At 53.9% G+C, this 18,063-nt stretch carries 15 protein-coding genes; 3 read left to right on the top strand and 12 right to left on the bottom strand.

Annotated features, from left to right (window positions below):
• Positions 1 to 10: 10 nt before the first annotated feature.
• From QVF11_RS10135 to QVF11_RS10110, 6 genes are all read right to left on the bottom strand, one after another.
• Positions 11 to 2,539 carry a fimbria/pilus outer membrane usher protein gene (locus QVF11_RS10135; RefSeq protein ID WP_287856708.1) on the bottom strand — a complete coding sequence of 843 codons (2,529 nt, stop codon included), beginning with the start codon at positions 2,537 to 2,539 and terminating at the stop codon, positions 11 to 13.
• Between the two features lie 64 nt (positions 2,540 to 2,603).
• Positions 2,604 to 3,299 carry a fimbrial biogenesis chaperone gene (locus QVF11_RS10130; RefSeq protein ID WP_287856706.1) on the bottom strand — a complete coding sequence of 232 codons (696 nt, stop codon included), beginning with the start codon at positions 3,297 to 3,299 and terminating at the stop codon, positions 2,604 to 2,606.
• 73 nt (positions 3,300 to 3,372) lie between these two features.
• Positions 3,373 to 3,933 carry a fimbrial protein gene (locus tag QVF11_RS10125; protein WP_287856704.1) on the bottom strand — a complete coding sequence of 187 codons (561 nt, stop codon included), beginning with the start codon at positions 3,931 to 3,933 and terminating at the stop codon, positions 3,373 to 3,375.
• A 76-nt stretch (positions 3,934 to 4,009) separates the two neighbouring features.
• Positions 4,010 to 4,408 carry a winged helix-turn-helix domain-containing protein gene (locus QVF11_RS10120; protein WP_287856702.1) on the bottom strand — a complete coding sequence of 133 codons (399 nt, stop codon included), beginning with the start codon at positions 4,406 to 4,408 and terminating at the stop codon, positions 4,010 to 4,012.
• A gap of 680 nt (positions 4,409 to 5,088) precedes the next feature.
• Entirely contained in the window at positions 5,089 to 6,468 is a 1,380-nt protein-coding gene (gene ygjG / locus QVF11_RS10115; RefSeq protein ID WP_110272977.1) for a putrescine aminotransferase, read from the bottom strand.
• A 240-nt stretch (positions 6,469 to 6,708) separates the two neighbouring features.
• Positions 6,709 to 7,269 (bottom strand): PadR family transcriptional regulator, encoded by a 561-nt coding sequence (locus tag QVF11_RS10110; protein ID WP_110272978.1) that lies wholly within the window; start codon positions 7,267 to 7,269, stop codon positions 6,709 to 6,711.
• A 241-nt stretch (positions 7,270 to 7,510) separates the two neighbouring features.
• Between QVF11_RS10110 and QVF11_RS10105 the strand changes: the two genes are divergently transcribed.
• Complete coding sequence (locus QVF11_RS10105; protein WP_287856699.1) at positions 7,511 to 8,284, top strand: siderophore-interacting protein; 774 nt, start codon at positions 7,511 to 7,513, stop codon at positions 8,282 to 8,284.
• A 364-nt stretch (positions 8,285 to 8,648) separates the two neighbouring features.
• Here the strand turns inward: QVF11_RS10105 and QVF11_RS10100 are convergent, their stop codons facing one another.
• The 4 genes from QVF11_RS10100 to dhaK form a co-directional block, all read right to left on the bottom strand.
• Complete coding sequence (locus tag QVF11_RS10100) at positions 8,649 to 10,298, bottom strand: glycerone kinase (protein WP_142514349.1); 1,650 nt, start codon at positions 10,296 to 10,298, stop codon at positions 8,649 to 8,651.
• A 68-nt stretch (positions 10,299 to 10,366) separates the two neighbouring features.
• Positions 10,367 to 11,779: a dihydroxyacetone kinase phosphoryl donor subunit DhaM gene (gene dhaM / locus QVF11_RS10095; protein WP_287856697.1), complete on the bottom strand. Its 1,413-nt coding sequence runs from the start codon at positions 11,777 to 11,779 to the stop codon at positions 10,367 to 10,369.
• Positions 11,780 to 11,789: 10 nt separating this feature from the next.
• Entirely contained in the window at positions 11,790 to 12,422 is a 633-nt protein-coding gene (dhaL, locus tag QVF11_RS10090; protein WP_112213668.1) for a dihydroxyacetone kinase subunit DhaL, read from the bottom strand.
• A gap of 10 nt (positions 12,423 to 12,432) precedes the next feature.
• Complete coding sequence (gene dhaK / locus QVF11_RS10085) at positions 12,433 to 13,503, bottom strand: dihydroxyacetone kinase subunit DhaK (protein ID WP_142514351.1); 1,071 nt, start codon at positions 13,501 to 13,503, stop codon at positions 12,433 to 12,435.
• 597 nt (positions 13,504 to 14,100) lie between these two features.
• On the opposite strand from dhaK, the gene QVF11_RS10080 reads away from it, so the two are divergent.
• Positions 14,101 to 15,198: a glycerol dehydrogenase gene (locus tag QVF11_RS10080; protein ID WP_181484802.1), complete on the top strand. Its 1,098-nt coding sequence runs from the start codon at positions 14,101 to 14,103 to the stop codon at positions 15,196 to 15,198.
• Positions 15,199 to 15,287: 89 nt separating this feature from the next.
• Complete coding sequence (dhaR, locus tag QVF11_RS10075) at positions 15,288 to 17,201, top strand: dihydroxyacetone kinase operon transcriptional regulator DhaR (protein ID WP_287856692.1); 1,914 nt, start codon at positions 15,288 to 15,290, stop codon at positions 17,199 to 17,201.
• Here the strand turns inward: dhaR and QVF11_RS10070 are convergent.
• A complete protein-coding gene (locus tag QVF11_RS10070; RefSeq protein ID WP_287856690.1) occupies positions 17,179 to 17,709 on the bottom strand; it encodes a cob(I)yrinic acid a,c-diamide adenosyltransferase in 531 nt (176 codons plus the stop codon). The two genes, dhaR and QVF11_RS10070, sit on opposite strands and share 23 nt — an antisense overlap.
• Complete coding sequence (locus QVF11_RS10065) at positions 17,710 to 18,063, bottom strand: glycerol dehydratase reactivase beta/small subunit family protein (RefSeq protein WP_287856688.1); 354 nt, start codon at positions 18,061 to 18,063, stop codon at positions 17,710 to 17,712.

Below are 18,063 nucleotides of genomic sequence, written 5' to 3'. Positions count from 1 at the left end.
CCTCCCTGTTTTACTGGCGCCGACACTGGGCGCTGATATTAACCATTTCCGTTGCCTTGCCGGTTGAGGGCAGTGCGTAGTTCAGTAGGCAGCTTTCGTCTGCCGCTTTCCCCCATCGAATGCGTAGTTGCCCTGAGGTCTGCGCCAGACGGGCAAAAATACGCTGCCCCTGGCCTACCACGCCGACCACCTTCTGTTCCGCGTCCAGAACATCGGCGCCAAACGGAATCGCCGGGTTTCTGGGCAAATTAATCATCACTGCCTGTCCCTGTACGGTATCGAAGCGCAGTTTGACCACTGCACCGCTATAAGGCGCAATTTTTTGGCTGGTATTCTCCAGCTCAACGTTTTCGGGAATACCTTTTGGGTCGATCTCTATCTGATTGATCTGATAAGCGTTCAGATAAGGAACAATCGCGTAGCCAAAACGGTCGACGGCGACGCCGGGATAACCGCTAACCTTGGCTCCCTGCGCGCCTTTAGCTTCGACCAGCGCCATGGTATCAGCGGTGTAAGGTGTCAACGTCACGCCGCCGCTATGCGCAATCGCGCCGCCGCTCATGCCAAAAGAGTAGTTGTTGTAATGTTTACCGGTCCCTGCCTGCGCCTGAAGCATCGCCTGCGAGCTGCGCAGCGACGTATTTATCGTGCCGCTGGTGGAGCCCCCTCTGTTACTGTTCGACGCTGACATACCGTAGCTCCACGAACTGTCTTCCAGTGCCGAACCGCTCAGCGACAGTTGTTCACTCACGGTACCGCCCGGATCGTGGTTCAGGTTCATCGACATCTGGCTAAATGGCGTTGTATTGCCGAGCGGAATACTTAGCGTCAGTTGGTAGTGATTTTCATAATCACCATCGCTATTGCGGTTGCGGTTGATGCTCAGGCCGTAGCTCACTCGTCCCAAGCTGTTGTTATAACCAAACTGGTACTGGCGATCGGTTCCCTGATTGCTGTCCCAGTAATTCTGCTGCCAGACGTTGAGGTAAAAATTTCCCCATCCTACCGGCAGATTCTGGCTGGCGCTGATGCTGAGGCGGCTTTTGGGACGATGAATATCCCAGGTATCATCGCCATACTTCTGTGCGTCGCGGATCTGCATTGCGGTCATAAAGTCGAGATATTCTTTGGTCGAATAACGATACGCCGCAACGTTAAAATTACTGCCCGTCGACATGACAAACTGGCTATATTTTAGCTGATAGCTTTGCCCGGACATGCGCTTACCGTAGTCCTGCAGGGGCTTATCCAACTGAGTTTGCGCCTGGGTGGCATCCAGAGAAAATGTTCCTATGGGCGTCCCCAGTGCGAGTCCCAAAATGCCCGCCTGATAGTCATCATTACCCTGAAGACCAGCATAGCCGGTAAAAAAGTTGTTCAGGCCGCGACGCCATGTCAATTCGCCAAGCACCGGCTCGCTTTCAACCTGATCTTTGCGCAGCTTGCCCAGCGTGAGGCTATAGTGGTTCGTGCCCGAACGCAGCAAATTACTGGTCGCTGCATAGGGAATTATCTGTTGTTGCTCGGAGCCATCAGCTTCTTTTATCACCAGTTGCAGGTCACCGCCGTAGCCGGTGGGATAAAGATCGTTAATTTCAAACGGACCGGGTGAAACGGTGGTTTCGTACAGCTGTCGCCCCTGCTGGAAAATTTGCACTTTTGCTGACGTACGGGCAGTACCACGAACAATAGGTGCGTAGCCGCGCTGGGAATCGGGCAACATCTGCTCCTCATTCGCCAGCTGAATGCCGCGAAACGCGAGAGTATCAAACAGCTCGCCTCGGGTATTGCGGTCACCTAGCGATAAGCGTCCTTTTATCGCCGGAATATCGCGTTGAACGTAGGAGTTCAATGCCTGGTAGTGGCTACCCACGTCATCTTGCCAGCTCCAGTTGCCATTATGGCGAAAGTACCAGCTCCCCAGGTTAAAACCCGCCGTTATCCCTGAATAGGCGCTGTCATTAGAGGTGCTCCGGTTTTGCTGGTGGTAATAGCTGGCGTTGTAGGTCAGTAGCCCGGCCATCACGCCTTTCTCCCATAATGCCGGATTTACGTATCCGCGAGGATTATGAACCAAATAGAGTGCGGGGATCTCTAAATCCAGCATTTGGTTGCCGGTGTCAAATTTGGCTTTTACCTGAGGAATAACCTCTGTGACCGCAAGGCAAGCGTCATCACGACTATCAGACAGGAGAGATTGTACATCGTCGCTAAGCTTCTCAATATTGAGCGGTAGCGTATGCCACGCTTCAGTTGCCAGGCAAATGGCACCTGTTTTGGCAGGCGGCGTGCTGTCGCTGAGCGTAATATCCTGGAACCCCTGATACTGGTTATTGATTCGCAGCTCCACGCGATATTTTCCTGGTACGGCCTGATCGCGCTCATAGTGAGTCAAATCGATTTTTTTCTGGCTGCCCTGGCTCATAAAATTGCTATTAAACTGCACTTCATCGGCGTCCTGCGCGATGGAAAATGGACTAAAGCCAAGCGTAATCGCCACTGCCAACGGCGTCGGTTTAAAATAACAGGTACGAATCATTAATAACCCCGTTCTATTCCATGACTGTTTACAGGCCGGTGCCAACAATAAAGACCGAATTCATTTATTTTTTATTTGGATCGACAGGGCGCAGGGCTCCGTAGTCGTTGATAATCATGGGATACCAGCGGGTAGATACGCGGTCCAGCGTCCAGGTGTGCGTTTCGCCGGGGGTTAACATGCCGCCTGCGCCAAGGTTTTTCTCCCCCTTTTCATCTTCTGAAAAGTAGGCAACCGTTACGTGGTATGGCGTGGCATTATTTGCCGTCACCTTGTTGCCCTGACGCTTCCAGACAACGTTTTCTGGCGCTTCACTCGCATTTTTAATTAAATTCTGTGGACGATAAAAAAGCTTCAGGCGAGAACGAAAGGCCATTGAAAGCAGATTCTTTTCTGCTAACTCACCTTTGACCGTGGGGGGTATTTCCAGAACGTTAAGATAAAAAACAGACTCTTTATCCTGCGGTAATGTTTCGCCTGTAAAACGAATCCGCAACGTTTGCCCTTTCCCGGCATTAACACGGTTAATCGGCGGAGTTAGTAAAAAGGGGGCAGTGGCCGTATCCGGGGTTGAAGTAGGATCGCCATTATCCACCCAGGACTGAATTAATACCGGTGAGCTACCCTTATTTTCCATTTTTACCGTCACTTCACGTTCGGTTGCCGGGTATATGACGCGCGTTCCGGTAATAACGACCGAGGCGCAGGCAGGAAAGACAGTGATCATGGCGAGTAGCATGGCAATAATGTTTTTTTTCATTATGGGATCCTTCCTGTTAACCGATGGAGTTTCTTCCATCGGTGGTTTCATATGTCATCCAATGACGATGAATTTACTGATAGTTAATGCTGAAATTGACGTTACTTGTGACAACACCCGGCGTCGTGGTGCCCAGCGCGTAATACTGAACGGCATAAGGTAGCATTGTGGTGCCGATACTTGCCCCGGCGGTATTCGGAATAACCACCTGAGTGTTGCTTGAGGTTTGTGAGCTACGGCCGATCTCAATGGTGTTATTGCTCTGAATATCAATCAGCTGTAGCTGTACGTTACCCGCGCCGCCGGTAGTCGTGTTCACCAGATTGTTGGTGGTGGTGTCAACGGTTGAACCATTTTCAAAGTAAGCTGCTGCCGTAGAAGTGGATACCAGACCGGTACAGCCAGAAAGCTCAATATTAAACTGGGTGCGTCCAGCGATATCACCGGTAGCGGCTAAAAGCTGAGTTGAGAGTGTCGGTAAAACGACCGTTGCCGGAGAAGATGAGCCGTCAATCGTAATCTGGCAGGTGGCATCAGTTAACTTTCCCTGGAAATTGATTGTTCCATCCGATGCCTGAGATGCGGATGCGATCAGTACGGAAGCAATAGCGGTAGATAATAATACACGTTTCATATAAAACTCCATGTTAAAAACTCTTTTAAAAGAGGTGGTGAGGAAATGGTATATAAGTATTAGAAGTAATGCTGAGTTATATTTTCTGTCTTAATACTTCAATATCCGGTAATTTATAAAGCGTTTTTATATTGCTAGAGGTTATCCGGTAACCTTTCCCGGATACTCTTTCAATAAAATCATGTTTTACGCCAACAAGCATCAGGGTGTACTTGAGCCTGGATATCACCTGAATAAGCCGGGATTGCGAAGAACGTAACCCTTTATTATCCCAGACCTGGTGCAGAATATCACTTTCCAGAATAACGTTCTGCTGACGGTTAATCAGCAAGAAGTATAATAAATTCGACATGGTATCCCGTAGGATCAAGGGATTTGACAGCGGCGGTGTCTCTGTAATATTGACAACTTTCAGCGGGTGGCTGAAACATAATACAGCGTCGTCAATTAAAAACCCGAAAATCGTGAGCGACATCCATGTCTCCGGTCTATCTATTAGATTAGTAGTAGTCGTAGTAGTTTGTATGAATTTATATATCCATCATTCTGTCAGTTACATCGATGATACTTTCCTGAAACTTAAGTTGTTTATGATGAATTAGTCTTTGTGAATTAAATTATTTATGAAATAGATTCTAATGTCTGTTCATATTTGATGGCAAGAGCTTCCTTTGATAGGTTTTTCATTGTGTAGATTTGCTTATTAGTAGAGTAAAAAACCATTTAATGCGTCCTTTGGCGTTCTTTATTCCATTATGGGCCTCTTTAATATTGAAAAAGGTTAATAAAGCATCAGATAATGAAAAAAGAATTAAAGGCTGTATTTGTGGTATTGCTTGGTTTAATAAACTACTTTATTGATTATTGTTCATTAAATTCATGTGGTTAAGAGTATTTAAAATATGTCCGGACATTCCTGATTTTATTGAGATTCAGGTAATTCATAAAAATAAATATTTAATATTTATATTGTTTTATGTGAATACATATTTTTAAATAATTAAATGAGTGTTTTTTGTTCTTTACAGACAATGAGCTGCGTTTTTTCAGCAACAATGGCGTGAGGAGCGATAACCCCTGGCGTAAGCACTCTGGTTAACAGAGGCTGTGTTGCCAGGGGATTTTGAGGATGACCTTTGGCGGCGAGTGAGAAAACTACGCCTCTTCCACCGAAACCCGCAGCGCTGCTAGCGCGAGGCGGGCCGCTTTTAACACCTGCTCACACTGTTCCAGCGTCAACGTCAGCGGCGGCTCGATGCGAATTGTCCTGGCGTTATTCAGCGTTCCGGCCACCAGCACCCGCTGGCGGAACATCTCGCTGGCAAAGTCATAGCCGATTTCGTTATCAACAAACTCAATCGCCATCAGCATGCCTTTACCGCGCACTTCATTCACCAGATCCGGATACTCGCGGGCCAGCTGACGGAAGCCGTCCAGCAACATATCGCCTTTTTGCTCTGCCTGCGCGGGCAGGTTTTGCGTCAGCAGTACGTTGATGGTCGCCAGCGCTGCCGCGCAGGCCAGCGGATTACCGCCAAAGGTGGTGGTGTGCAGGAACGGATTGTCGAACAGCACCGAGAACACCTCTTCGGTGGCGACCGTTGCGCCAATTGGCATCACGCCGCCGCCCAGCGCTTTGGCAAGGCACAGAATATCCGGCTGGACGTTTTCATGTTCACAGGCAAACATCTTGCCTGTGCGGCCCATCCCGGTCTGCACTTCATCGAGGATCAGCAGTGCACCAAACTCGTCGCACAGTTTTCGCACTGCGGGCAGATAGCCCGGAGGTGGCAAAATGACACCGCCTTCGCCCTGAATCGGCTCAAGGATCACCGCCGCAACGTCATCGCCGGTTTTCTTACACTCGCTAAGCAGCGTACGCATGGCGTTAATATCGCCAAACGGCACATGGCGAAATCCTGGCAGCAGCGGCATAAAAGGTTTGCGGAAAGTGGATTTGGCGGTAGCCGAGAGTGCGCCCAGCGATTTGCCGTGAAACGCGCCGCTGGTGGCAACGAAGGTAAATTTGCCGCGCGGGGACTGGTAAGCTTTCGCTAGCTTTAGCGCCGCTTCGACCGACTCAGTGCCGCTATTGCTAAAGAAGCTGTATTTCAGTTTGCCAGGCGTTAAGGCCGCCAGCGTTTTTGCCAGCATGGCCCGCAGCGGGTCCAGCAGTTCCTGACTATGAAGAGGTTGTTTAGCGAGCTGATTCTCGACGGCGGAAACGACAACTGGATTACGGTGCCCTACATTAAAAATCCCAAATCCACCCAGGCAGTCAATAAACTCCTGTCCCTGAGTGTCGACAAGCGTATTCAACCCTCCCGCTTGCCACTCTACGGCCCCGTAATCCCCGCCAGCAGTGACTGATTTTCGATACGCTAAAAACCCTGGATTCACATGCTCTTTAAAGTATTCCCTGACCTCCTGATTAAGTGATTTCATCTCCTCATGATCGAGCGTTCGCTTTTCAATGAGATTCAGTGCGTGTGCGCTGCAGGCCAGAGCCGATGCGCTGGAAGGTAACCTGTTCAAAATGAGCTCCTGGACGGGGCGTATCACATGATACTGAATTAAGTATTGCAGGGATTACGCCACTTCGGCTCGGGCCAGGAAAATCGGGATAAACGCAACGTGAAATCGGGATTGTGCAAAATTTAATCTCACGGCGATATTATTGGCATGTTTTACTCCTGAAGGCGCAAAACGATGCAGGAAAGGGTTTCCGCCGCATGCTTTGCGGCGGTGCAGGCTGCCCTGCGATGGGGCAGACGGTTAGTCGAGCTGGGAAATCTCCATTGCCGCGCGGTCAATCACGCCGATAATTTGCTTCAATTGCGCTTCGGTGATCTCCTGCTGATTGACTCTTAAATCCAGTACTGCTTTGAAGTTTTCCAGCGCGCGCTTCATCTGCGGGTTTTTACGCAGTTCACAGCCCACCATGCGGGCCTGTAGCCTGGCCTGGATGTGCTCCAGATGTTCCTGGTTTTCAGCATGCAGCTGGCTGCCCTCGGCGGTAATAGCGATTTTTTTGCGGCCGTTTTCGTCAGCGACGCTGATTAATCCCTGATCCTGGAGAAGGTCGAGCGTCGGGTAGATAACGCCGGGACTTGGGCTGTAGTTGCCCTGGGTCAGGGTTTCAATCTCTTTGATTAGCTCGTAACCGTGGCTGGCGTTGCGGGTGAGGATATCCAGAATAACCAGACGCAGCTCGCCGTGACCAAAGAAGCGCTGACGGCGTCCGCCACCTCCGCCTCTGCGGCCATGTTCGCCATGTTCGCTATGTTCACCGTGGCGTCCACGTGGCCCACGTCCTTCTTCGTGATGATGTTTCATGTTTTTGTTCCTGTGTTGTTTTGATATATCTAATTTATATCTAAAAAATATTTTATGACAACCCTGAAATTCATTTATTTTTTATAATATTGATTATTAAAGATTTATTTTGATTTTTTGACTTTTGTGGCGTTTTGTTGTGCTTATATCAAAAAATGCTTGCATTCTTTTTTAATGGCAATCATTATCATTTGCAAGATTTTTAGATATATCTATTTACTGTTCACGAAGGCGACTGAAAATGACAACGACAAATCAACCTAAATATCCGCAACGCGTTCGTAACGAGCTGCGTTTCCGTGAGTTAACCGTGCTGCGCGTTGAGCGCATTGGTCGCGCTTTCCAGCGTGTCGTGCTGGGTGGAGAGGCGCTGAATGGTTTTGTTTCCCAAGGTTTTGACGACCATACCAAGCTCTTTTTCCCCGAAGCGGGATCTGCGTTTACTCCGCCAGAGGTGACGGATGAAGGCATTAACTGGGGCGAGGGTGCGCGTCCGGCGACCCGCGACTATACGCCGCTGTACGATGCTGAACGCCATGAGCTGGCGTACGACTTCTTTATTCACGATGGCGGTATTGCCAGCCGCTGGGCGCTGGCGGCGAAAATCGGCGATAAGCTGGTGATCGGCGGTCCGCGTGGTTCGCTGGTGGTGCCGGAGGATTACGCCTGGCAGCTGTACGTCACCGATGAGTCCGGAATGCCCGCGCTGCGTCGCCGTCTGTTAGGTTTACAGCTGCTCCCGACGCGCCCGCAGGTGACGGCGATTGTGACCATTGGCGATGAGTCTTACAAAGATTATCTGGTGGATCTCAATGGCTTTAATATTGAGTGGGTGGTGGGGCATAACTCATCTGCCGTGGCTGAGCGCCTGGCGCAGGTGGTGGTTCCGGCGGAAGACTATTTTATCTGGGTGACCGGCGAAGGGGCGGTGGTGAAATCGCTGCTGGCGCGCTTTGAAGGTGAAGAGATTGACCCGCAACTGGTGCGTTCTCAGGCCTACTGGCACAGTAAGTAAGCTTGGAGAAAACCCGGGTTGCGGCTGACGCCTTACCCGGGCTACGAAAGAGAATTGCGCGGTGGTTTTCCCGGAGGCGATGCTGCGCATCTGTCCGGGCTACCGCCCCGCAGACGCCGGTGAACCTGTAGCCCGGGCAAGCGCTTTGCGCCGCCCCCGAGAGCAAAGTGCAGAGAGACAGAATTTCCCGGAGGCGATGCTGTGCATCTGTCCGGGCTACCGTCCCGCAGACGCCGGTGAACCTGTAGCCCGGGCAGGCGATTTGCGCTGCCCCAGGAGCAGAGTGCAGAGAGACAGAATTTCCCGGAAGCGATGCTGCGCATCTGTCCGGACTACCGCCCCGCAGGGAGTTCTGTTAGCTGCGTTATTTCTGCGCCAGCGCTTTAAATACCATCGCCACCGCGTGGGCGCCGGGGTCCATATTGCCGCGCAGGCTATCGCTGTTCAGATACGATGCGCGTCCAGCGTTGGCTTTGCTGGCATGAAGCGTACGGTCTGCGCCCGCCTGCGCTGCGGTGAACGCCGCCTGCAGATTTTCCGGTTCCGCCAGCAGCGCCGCCAATGCCGGTTGCAGGGCGTCAATCATGGTCCGATCGCCTTCATCCGCACCACCGTAAAACTTCATCTGCGCCAGACCGGCGTTCAGCGCTTCGGCGACGCTTGCCCTTTGTTCCAGCTTCTGCCCGGCAGCGGTAAAGAAAATTGACATCAGCACACCGCTGGAGCCACCCATCACGACGGTCAGACGCTCGCCAATCAGGGCGAACAGCGTAGCGAGGTTATCCAGCGGCAGCTGGCGGCGCTGTAATAAACCGGCGATTTCTCGTGCCCCTGCGGCGAAGGTGGAGCCGGTATCGCCGTCGCCAACTTTAGCGTCCAGCGCATTGAGGTCTGCTTCCAGATCGGACAGCGTGCTGGTGACCTGCTTAACATAGCCCGCCACCACGCTATTCTCTGAAGGCTCAAACTCTACACGGGTGCTGCGCAGCGCTGATGGCATTACGCTGATTTCGCGTGGCTGCACCGGTGTCTGCCAGCCTGCGGTTTCTACCGCAGAAAGCAGCGCTTTCTCGATGCTCTCCTCCAGTACGATGGCGGTGAGGGAGAAGCCTTTCATATCCAGCGCGGTCACCAGCGAGGCCGGGCCAATCAGCCAGTCGATACGCTGGCGCAGCGGAGTATTCGCCAGCTCACGGGTCAGAATCGCCATTTCGGCAATCGACACGCCGCCGAGGTTGTTGATCATCACCGCCAGGCGGCCGGTTTCAGGCAGGGCTGCGGTGAGTTTCTCAACCATCAGGCCTACGATTTCCGCGCTGTTCTGGGTAGCGATAACCGAAGCGCCCGGTTCGCCGTGGATCCCCATCCCCAGTTCGGCCTGGTCGGGATGATGGCGCGGCGTCGATTCCGCATCCTGCGGCAGATGGCAGCTGGAGAGCGCCAGGCCAAGGCTGACGGTATGGTTAGCGGCATACTGCGCCTCACGCAGTACGGTTGCCAGATTATGACCGCGCTCGGCAAAGTAGCCCGCTACTTTATGTACCAGGATTGTCCCGGCGATGCCGCGCGGATGTTTGTTATCCGGCAGCGAAATATCATCACCGACGATCAGCATTTCAACGTTATAGCCCAGGCGACGCGCTTTCTCCGCCGCAAGGCCGAAGTTCAGGCGATCGCCGGTATAGTTCTTCACGATCAGCAGGCAGCCCGCTTCGCCGGTCACCGCCTGAATGGCGGTCAGTACCGCATCAACGCTTGGCGAGGCAAATAGATCGCCGCAGACGGCGGCGGTCAGCATCCCTTTACCGACAAACCCCGCGTGCGCCGGTTCGTGACCGGAACCGCCGCCGGAGATTACCGCGACGTTATTTTTGTCGAGATCGCGGCGCACCACCACGCGAATGGCGGGATCGCTCTCCAGACGAGCCAGATTGTTCCACGGGCTGGCGATAATGGTCCCTTCAATCACTTCGTTGACGAGGTTGGCGCGCTGATTAAAAAAGAATTGAGACATAACGGATCCTGGATATTGAGCAAAAAACCGGAGGACTGGCCCCCGGCAGCGAAAAGGTGGGTGGCAAGCTACCCGCGAATAATACGTTTGCCGGGAATATCGAGCGTGACGGTATCGCCGTTTTGCAACGTGTTCAGCGCTTCACCCTGCTGGCAAAGCATGGCGATGCCGGCCTGACGGGCGATAATCGCGCCGTGAGAAAGTTCGCTGCCCGCCTGCAGGCAGATGCCCTTGACCTGCCGGGCGTCGAGTTGCAGCACGGTAGAGGGGAAGATATCGTCGGCAACGAGAATTGTTGGCCCGCTAAATTGCGGCAACGGCTCACTGCGGCCCTGAAGGTGGCGCAGCGTGCGATGCAAAATATCTTCAATATCAATATAGCGCGCTTGCAGGTAGGCATCGTCGAGATGGCGATATTGCTGGCTTAAATCGACCAGCACCTGATACCACGCCCACTCAGCGCAACACTGTTCATCGCGCACAATATCGCAGGCGGCTTCGAATAAATCAGGGTCGTCGAGCAGGGTATGATGCCCGGAGAAGATTGCCGCGATATCGGCGCAATACTTCTCTTCCGCCAGCGTGGTCAGCGCGCTAAGGTCTTCCAGCGTCTGGTCGATGGCTCGTTTCAGGCGCAGTTGCTGCTGGCCAGTATCGCCGCAATTTTCCCGCTCTACCGTAGCATGCGGCTGTGGATACCGCGCTACGCGGCCCTGTACGCGAGCGGCTGTGGCGGGTTGAACCGAAAGCGATGCGTCCGTTTGCTCGCCGAAGTTGTCTGCCGCCAGTGCCTGAAATGCCGCCAGCGCGGCGTCGGCGTCCGGGCCGCGGGCCAGAAGCCGTAAGGTATCGTTGCAGCGAACCTGGAGCAGGGCGATTTGGTTGAGGCTATCCGGGGTCACGCATTTCCCCTCTTTCTCCAGCACCAACTCGGCATTGAATCTGGTTAGCGCGGCGACCAGCTTTGATGCCGGGCGGACGTGCAGGCCGTTGTGGTTTTTAATGACCACCGAAACGGAGCGCGCATCGGTCAGCGCGGCGACGGTGGAAGAGGATTGCGGTTGCGATGGTAATCCCAGTTGTACGCGCTTTGCCTCCAGAGCATTCATGGCGTCTTCGATCACCTTATCGATATTGGCTCCGGCAGCGGCGCTGACCGTCGCTGCCAGGGTGCCTTCGACCAGTGGTGCGGCACACAGCCGAACCTTCGCGGCAATCGCCGGATCGAGCAGATCCAGCGCGGTTTCGGCGCTGAGGAGGGCGCTGCCGATATCCATCATCACCAGCACATGATCGGTGTCGGCAACGGATTCAATCGCTTCCATGACCTTAATCGGATCGGTGCCGATTGGGCTTGTAGGATCGTCAATCCCGGCGGCGATCGCCAGCTTACAGCCGTCGTTCATTAACATCTGCCGGGCCAGTTCTCCGACACCTTCGCCCAACTGGGCGCTATGAGAAACAATAACCAGGTTTACCATCGCGTTTTCCTTACTCTTTTGCGGCCGCTGCCAGCATCTGAACCATAAACATCACCGAGGTTGCTCCCGGATCCTGATGTCCAATGCTGCGCTCGCCGAGGTAGCTGGCGCGGCCTTTGCGGGCTTGCATGGTGATCGTGGCGTGGACGGCGGCTTGTGCCTGTTCGCAGGCGGCATCCAGCGCGCTTTGTATCGACAGGTGTTGCTCGCTCGACTGGCGCAATGATTCCGCCACTGGCAGCCAGACGTCGCACATCGTTTTATCCCCCGGCTCCGCTTTGCCGCGATTGACCACGCCGTCCGCACCTTCGCGGATCATTTGATAAAGCTCATCCAGGGTCAGGCTTTGATGGGCCTGGGTCACCTGGGCGGCGCGAATAAAGAAGGTGCCGAATAGCGGGCCGCTGGCTCCACCGACGTTGGAGAGCAGCGTCATGCCGGTGTTCTTCAGAATGAAGCCAATGTCTTTGTCGGCAATTGACGGCAGCTTTTCTACCACCTTGCTAAAACCACGATGCATATTCAGGCCGTGGTCGGCATCGCCAATTTCTCTGTCCAGGCCGGTTAAAAAATCACTCTCTTTAGTGAAGATTTCGCCGCAGCGATAGAGCCAGTCTACGATTTGCGTTCTGCTTAATGACATGTCGTGCTCCTTATTTTCCCCAGTTTAGCGCCGGGGTGTGAACCGGGGCGTCCCATAATGCCAGCGTCTCGTCATCGGCTTTGAGCAGGGTGATGGAAAAGCCCACCATGTCCAGAGAGGTACAGTAGCTGCCGATAAGATTGCGTTCGATAACGATGCCGGTTTCCTCGCAGCGCTGCGCCAGGCGGCTGTAGACGCCGTACAGTTCTGATAGCGGCGTCGCGCCGAGGTTGTTGACCAGGGCGATGACGCGATCGCCTTTTTGCAGTGCTTTTTTCGCCTGCGGTACGTCCTGCCATGCGCCTTTGACGTTATCCCACTGGCGCAGCGTGCGGCTGTAGGTGCCGTTCTCCAGCAGGGTTTCGAACATTTCATCGACGGTGCGATCGAGGGAAGTGAAGCGGCGGCGATCGATGCCCGGTTCGCCGTGAATACCAACGCCGAACTCCATTTCGTCATCCTGTAATTCGAATGAGGGCTGCCCGGCGGCCGGGACGGTACAGGCGCCGAGCGCGATACCGATGGAGTGACCGAGGTTGTTGAGATTACGTCCCAGTTCGGCACAGGCTGCCAGTGAATCGCCGCGTTCAGCCGCCGCGCCAACCAGCTTCTCAATCAGCACGGTATTGGCAACCCCGCGACGCCCGGCGGTGTACAGGCTGTCTTTTACCGCCACATCGTCATCGATCACGACGGTGGTAACCTTCACGCCGCTTTCATGCAGTAGTTCGGTGGCGGTTTCGAAGTTAAGAATGTCGCCAGTATAGTTTTTGATAATCAGCAGTACGCCTTCGCCGCCGTCGATGTTCATGGCGCATTCGAACATTTTATCCGGCGTAGGGGAGGTAAAAATCTCACCGGGGCAGGCACCGGAGAGCATCCCCTGGCCGATATAGCCGCAGTGCATCGGCTCATGGCCGCTGCCGCCGCCGGAGAGCAGCGCCACTTTTCCCGCGACCGGGGCATCGGCACGGGTCACGTAGACCGGGTCCTGGTGAAGCGTGAGTTCAGGGTGCGCTTTCGCCAGGCCAGCTAATTGTTCACTCAGTACATCTTCGACACGGTTAATCAGTTTTTTCATTGCTTATTCTCCGTCGGAGGTTGCCGATGCGGCCTCTCTGCTGACGGAGGCGGTCATCGTGTAGGGGTACCGCCTGACGATATGCGATATCCGGCGATGTATTGATTCTGGCTGAGTTAGCGGAAAAAAAAATCGTCATAAAACGGGTTTCATTACGGAACGCGATTGTTATTTTATGTTCCTTAATGAAACGTTTTTAATCGGGGAAATGGAAAAATGCGACGCAAAGCTATTTTTCTACCTTGCTTTACATACCCGGAAGGCGCTGGCAAAGAAATATTTTTTGCTGCTATTGCTGCCTGTAGTGGTGGAAAACACGACCAGTCATCCGGTTTCAGACCTGTTTTTATGCCAAACGAGCGGATCGGGATCGCAATCCCAGCGTTTCATGTGAATTTACGTTCCAATATGAAACGATAATTTTTGTTATCCGTTTCATATCGGGACAAAAATGCGAAACATTTTTTTGCCCGCCGCTCGCCCTACAGTGATGGCATCGCTCAGGTAGCGCTTTCGTTCCCGCTCTTAATACGAGGCTGGAAGAAGAAATGCCGGGGCTCATCATGTAAAACATGCACTTATTTGAGGGTGAACGGAATGCTAAAAGTTATTCAATCTCCAGCCAAATATCTCCAGGGTCCAGATGCCTCCACGCTGTTTGGTCAGTACGCTAAAAACCTGGCGGACAGCTTTTTCGTGATTGCCGATGACTTCGTGATGAAGCTGGCGGGAGATAAAGTGTTGAATGGCCTGAACAGCCACAATATCAGCTGCCATGCTGAGCGCTTTAACGGTGAGTGCAGCCATGTTGAAATCAATCGCCTGATTGCCATTCTGAAACAGCACGGCTGTCGCGGCGTAGTGGGTATTGGCGGCGGGAAAACGCTCGATACGGCAAAAGCGATTGGTTATTACCAGAAGCTGCCGGTGGTGGTGATCCCAACGATTGCCTCCACCGATGCGCCAACCAGCGCGCTGTCGGTTATCTACACCGAAGCCGGTGAGTTTGAAGAGTACCTGATTTACCCGAAAAACCCGGATATGGTGGTGATGGATACGGCAATTATCGCTAAAGCGCCGGTACGTCTGCTGGTGGCCGGGATGGGTGATGCGCTTTCAACCTGGTTTGAAGCGAAGGCCTGCTATGACTCCAGAGCCACCAGTATGGCGGGCGGTCAGTCTACGGCGGCGGCCTTGAGCCTGGCGCGCCTGTGCTATGATACGCTGCTGGCGGAAGGGGAAAAAGCCCGTCTCGCCGCTCAGGCCGGGGTCGTTACCGATGCGCTGGAGCGTATTGTTGAAGCGAATACCTATCTCAGCGGTATCGGCTTTGAAAGCAGCGGTCTGGCCGCGGCGCACGCCATTCACAACGGTTTCACCATCCTCGAAGAGTGCCATCATTTGTACCACGGCGAAAAAGTTGCTTTTGGCACCTTGGCACAGCTGGTGCTGCAAAACAGTCCAATGGAAGAGATCGAAACCGTGCTGAACTTCTGCCAGAAAGTTGGCCTGCCGGTGACTTTGGCGCAGATGGGCGTGAAAGAGGGTATCGACGAGAAAATTCAGGCGGTAGCGAAAGCGACCTGCGCTGAAGGCGAAACCATCCACAATATGCCGTTCCCGGTCAGCGCCCAGAGCGTGCATGCGGCGATTCTGACCGCTGACCTGCTTGGGCAGCAGTGGCTGGCGCGTTAATTTATCGTCGGCCTGCCCGGCCAGGCTAAAATATCCCTTCGGCGGTTTCCGTCGAAGGGTTTGTCGTTTTTAACACAGCGGAAATGGATATGACGGCGCAGACTCAACGCTTTCCTTCGGTGATAACTCAGTCATGGCATCGTTGCAGCAAGTTTATGCAGCGGGAAACCTGGCAGGCGCCGCATCAGGCGCAGGGACTGACTTTTGAATCGATTTGCCGGCGCAAGACTGCGCTGCTGACGATTGGTCAGGCGGCGCTGGAAGATGCCTGGGAGTTTATGGATAGCCGTCCCTGCGCGTTATTTATTCTCGATGAGTCCGCCTGTATTCTCAGCCGCTGCGGCGATCCGCAGACTATCGCCCAACTGGCGGAACTGGGGTTTCTCGACGGCAGCTACTGTGCAGAAAGCATTATCGGCAGCTGTGCGCTCTCGCTGGCCTCAATGCTCGGACAGCCGGTGAAAACCTCTGGCGATCAGCATTTTAAGCAGGTTCTGCATGGTTGGTCGTTCAGCTCTACGCCGGTGTTTGATAACCACGGACGCCTGTTTGGCTCCATTTCGCTGTGTTGCCTGATTGAAGAGCAGGCCACGTCGGATTTGTCCCTGACCCTCGCCATCGCACGGGAAGTCGGCAACTCTCTGCTCACCGATAGCCTGCTGGCTGAGTCGAACCGCCATCTTAATCAGATGTACGGCCTACTGGAGAGCATGGATGATGGGGTGATGGCGTGGAACGAGCAGGGCGTTTTGCAGTTTCTTAACGTGCAGGCCGCAACGCTGTTGCACCTCGATGCGCAGGCCAGTCAGGGGAAAAATATCAATGACCTGGTGACGCTTCCAGCCCTGCTGCGTCGGGCGATTAAGCATGCGCGCGGGCTGAATCACGTTGAAGTCACCTTTGAGAGCCAGCATCAGTTTATTGATGCGGTAATCACCCTCAAACCGATTGTTGAAGAGCAGGGCAACAGCTTTATTTTGCTGCTGCATCCCGTTGAGCAGATGCGCCAACTGATGACCAGCCAGCTTGGCAAAGTGAGCCATACCTTTGAACAGATGTCGGCGGACGATCCGGAAACGCGGCGGCTGATTCACTTTGGCCGCCAGGCGGCGCGCGGCGCTTTTCCTGTGCTGCTGTGTGGTGAAGAAGGTGTGGGTAAAGAGCTGCTCAGCCAGGCGATTCATAATGAGAGCGAGCGGGGCGGTGGACCGTATATCGCGGTTAACTGCCAGCTGTATGCCGACAGCGTACTGGGTCAGGATTTTATGGGTAGCGCGCCGACGGACGATGAGAACGGGCGTCTTAGCCGCCTTGAGCTGGCCAACGGCGGGACGCTGTTTCTGGAAAAAATCGAATATCTGGCACCGGAGCTGCAATCCGCGCTGTTGCAGGTTATCAAGCAGGGCGTGTTAACCCGCCTGGATGCCCGTCGGCTGATCCCGGTTGACGTTAAAGTCATTGCCACCACCACCGTTGACCTTGCCAATCTGGTAGAGCAAAACCGCTTTAGCCGCCAGCTTTACTACGCGCTGCATTCGTTTGAGATTGTCATTCCACCGCTGCGGGCAAGGCGCAACAGTATTCCATCGTTAGTGCATAATCGTCTGAAGAGCCTGGAAAAACGGTTTTCATCGCGCCTGAAGGTGGATGACGATGCTCTGGCGCAGCTGGTAGCCTACTCCTGGCCGGGCAATGATTTTGAACTGAACAGCATTATCGAGAACATCGCTATCAGCAGCGAAAACGGCCATATCCGCCTGAGCAATCTGCCGGAGTATCTGTTTGCCGAGCGCCACGGCACCGATGTCAGTTCGTCGCTACTACCCGCCAGCCTGACCTTTAGCGCTATCGAGAAAGAGGCGATTATCCATGCCGCTCGCGTAACCAGCGGGCGGGTGCAGGAGATGTCGCAGCTACTGAATATTGGCCGCACCACGCTATGGCGCAAGATGAAACAGTACGATATTGATGCCAGCCAGTTTAAGCGCAAGCATCTGGAGTAATTTCTTCGATTCTGGCCATCGAGAAGAGCGCATCGGACAAGCGGTTGATGTAGCGCTTGAGCTCATCGCGCACGGTAAGCGTTCTGCCCGCCGCCGTCAGAATACGCTCCAGCCGACGCGCCAGCGTTCGCGCGACGTGCAGCTGCGCGGACGCCAGGTTTTTCCCTGGGATGACAAACTCTTTAAGCGGTCCGCATTGCGCCATATTGTGGTCAATTATTTGCTCAAGAGACTGAATATCCTCGGTATTAATTGTCTGCGTTAAGCGAGCGAGACCTTTCTCATCGCTGGCGAGTTCCGCGCCCAGCACAAACAGCATTTTCTGCATGGCGTGCAGATCCTGGCGTAATTCTACCTGGTGCGTGCTGGCATAGCAGACGCCAAGTTGTGAAATCAGTTCATCCACCGTGCCGTAGGCGTTAACGCGAATGTCGTCTTTGTCGATACGGCTGCCGCCAAACAGTGCGGTGGTACCTTTATCGCCGGTTCGGGTATAGATGCGGTACATTTATTTTATCTCGCTGAAGGGAAGTACTTTGACCAGTTGACCGGCATTGACGCCGAGCGTGCGGATTTGCCCGATCCCGGCGGCAATATGTCCGCGGACCAGCGCCCGTCTCTCGGGCAACTGGGCATGCGTTAAGGCAATATCACCCGTTGCGTTGAGGCCGAGACCAACGCGCAGCGTCGAACTTTTGGCCGCCAGTTTACTTAACGTCAGCGCGCAATCATTCCCGTCGTGACAGATAGTCCGGCACGGGACGCCTTGTTCCTCCAGCCCCCAGCATAGCTCATCAAGCTCACGGGTATCCTGCCAGCATGAGTGATAAAACAGATGTACGCTCGGTGATGAAAGTGACAT

The sequence above is a fragment of the Klebsiella sp. genome (assembly GCF_027492335.1).
Taxonomy (GTDB): Bacteria; Pseudomonadota; Gammaproteobacteria; order Enterobacterales; family Enterobacteriaceae; genus Klebsiella; species Klebsiella huaxiensis.
This window is presented reverse-complemented; position numbering and strand designations above follow the sequence as displayed.

Bases quoted from the DNA above. Each gene is read 5' to 3' on its own strand.
- QVF11_RS10135 (WP_287856708.1), bottom strand. From the start codon at position 2,539: ATGATTCGTACCTGTTATTTTAAACCGACGCCGTTGGCAGTGGCGATT.
- QVF11_RS10130 (WP_287856706.1), bottom strand. From the start codon at position 3,299: ATGAAAAAAAACATTATTGCCATGCTACTCGCCATGATCACTGTCTTT.
- QVF11_RS10125 (WP_287856704.1), bottom strand. From the start codon at position 3,933: ATGAAACGTGTATTATTATCTACCGCTATTGCTTCCGTACTGATCGCA.
- QVF11_RS10120 (WP_287856702.1), bottom strand. From the start codon at position 4,408: ATGTCGCTCACGATTTTCGGGTTTTTAATTGACGACGCTGTATTATGT.
- QVF11_RS10110 (WP_110272978.1), bottom strand. From the start codon at position 7,269: ATGAAACATCATCACGAAGAAGGACGTGGGCCACGTGGACGCCACGGT.
- QVF11_RS10105 (WP_287856699.1), top strand. From the start codon at position 7,511: ATGACAACGACAAATCAACCTAAATATCCGCAACGCGTTCGTAACGAG.
- QVF11_RS10100 (WP_142514349.1), bottom strand. From the start codon at position 10,298: ATGTCTCAATTCTTTTTTAATCAGCGCGCCAACCTCGTCAACGAAGTG.
- dhaM (WP_287856697.1), bottom strand. From the start codon at position 11,779: ATGGTAAACCTGGTTATTGTTTCTCATAGCGCCCAGTTGGGCGAAGGT.
- dhaL (WP_112213668.1), bottom strand. From the start codon at position 12,422: ATGTCATTAAGCAGAACGCAAATCGTAGACTGGCTCTATCGCTGCGGC.
- dhaK (WP_142514351.1), bottom strand. From the start codon at position 13,503: ATGAAAAAACTGATTAACCGTGTCGAAGATGTACTGAGTGAACAATTA.
- QVF11_RS10080 (WP_181484802.1), top strand. From the start codon at position 14,101: ATGCTAAAAGTTATTCAATCTCCAGCCAAATATCTCCAGGGTCCAGAT.
- dhaR (WP_287856692.1), top strand. From the start codon at position 15,288: ATGACGGCGCAGACTCAACGCTTTCCTTCGGTGATAACTCAGTCATGG.
- QVF11_RS10070 (WP_287856690.1), bottom strand. From the start codon at position 17,709: ATGTACCGCATCTATACCCGAACCGGCGATAAAGGTACCACCGCACTG.
- QVF11_RS10065 (WP_287856688.1), bottom strand. From the start codon at position 18,063: ATGTCACTTTCATCACCGAGCGTACATCTGTTTTATCACTCATGCTGG.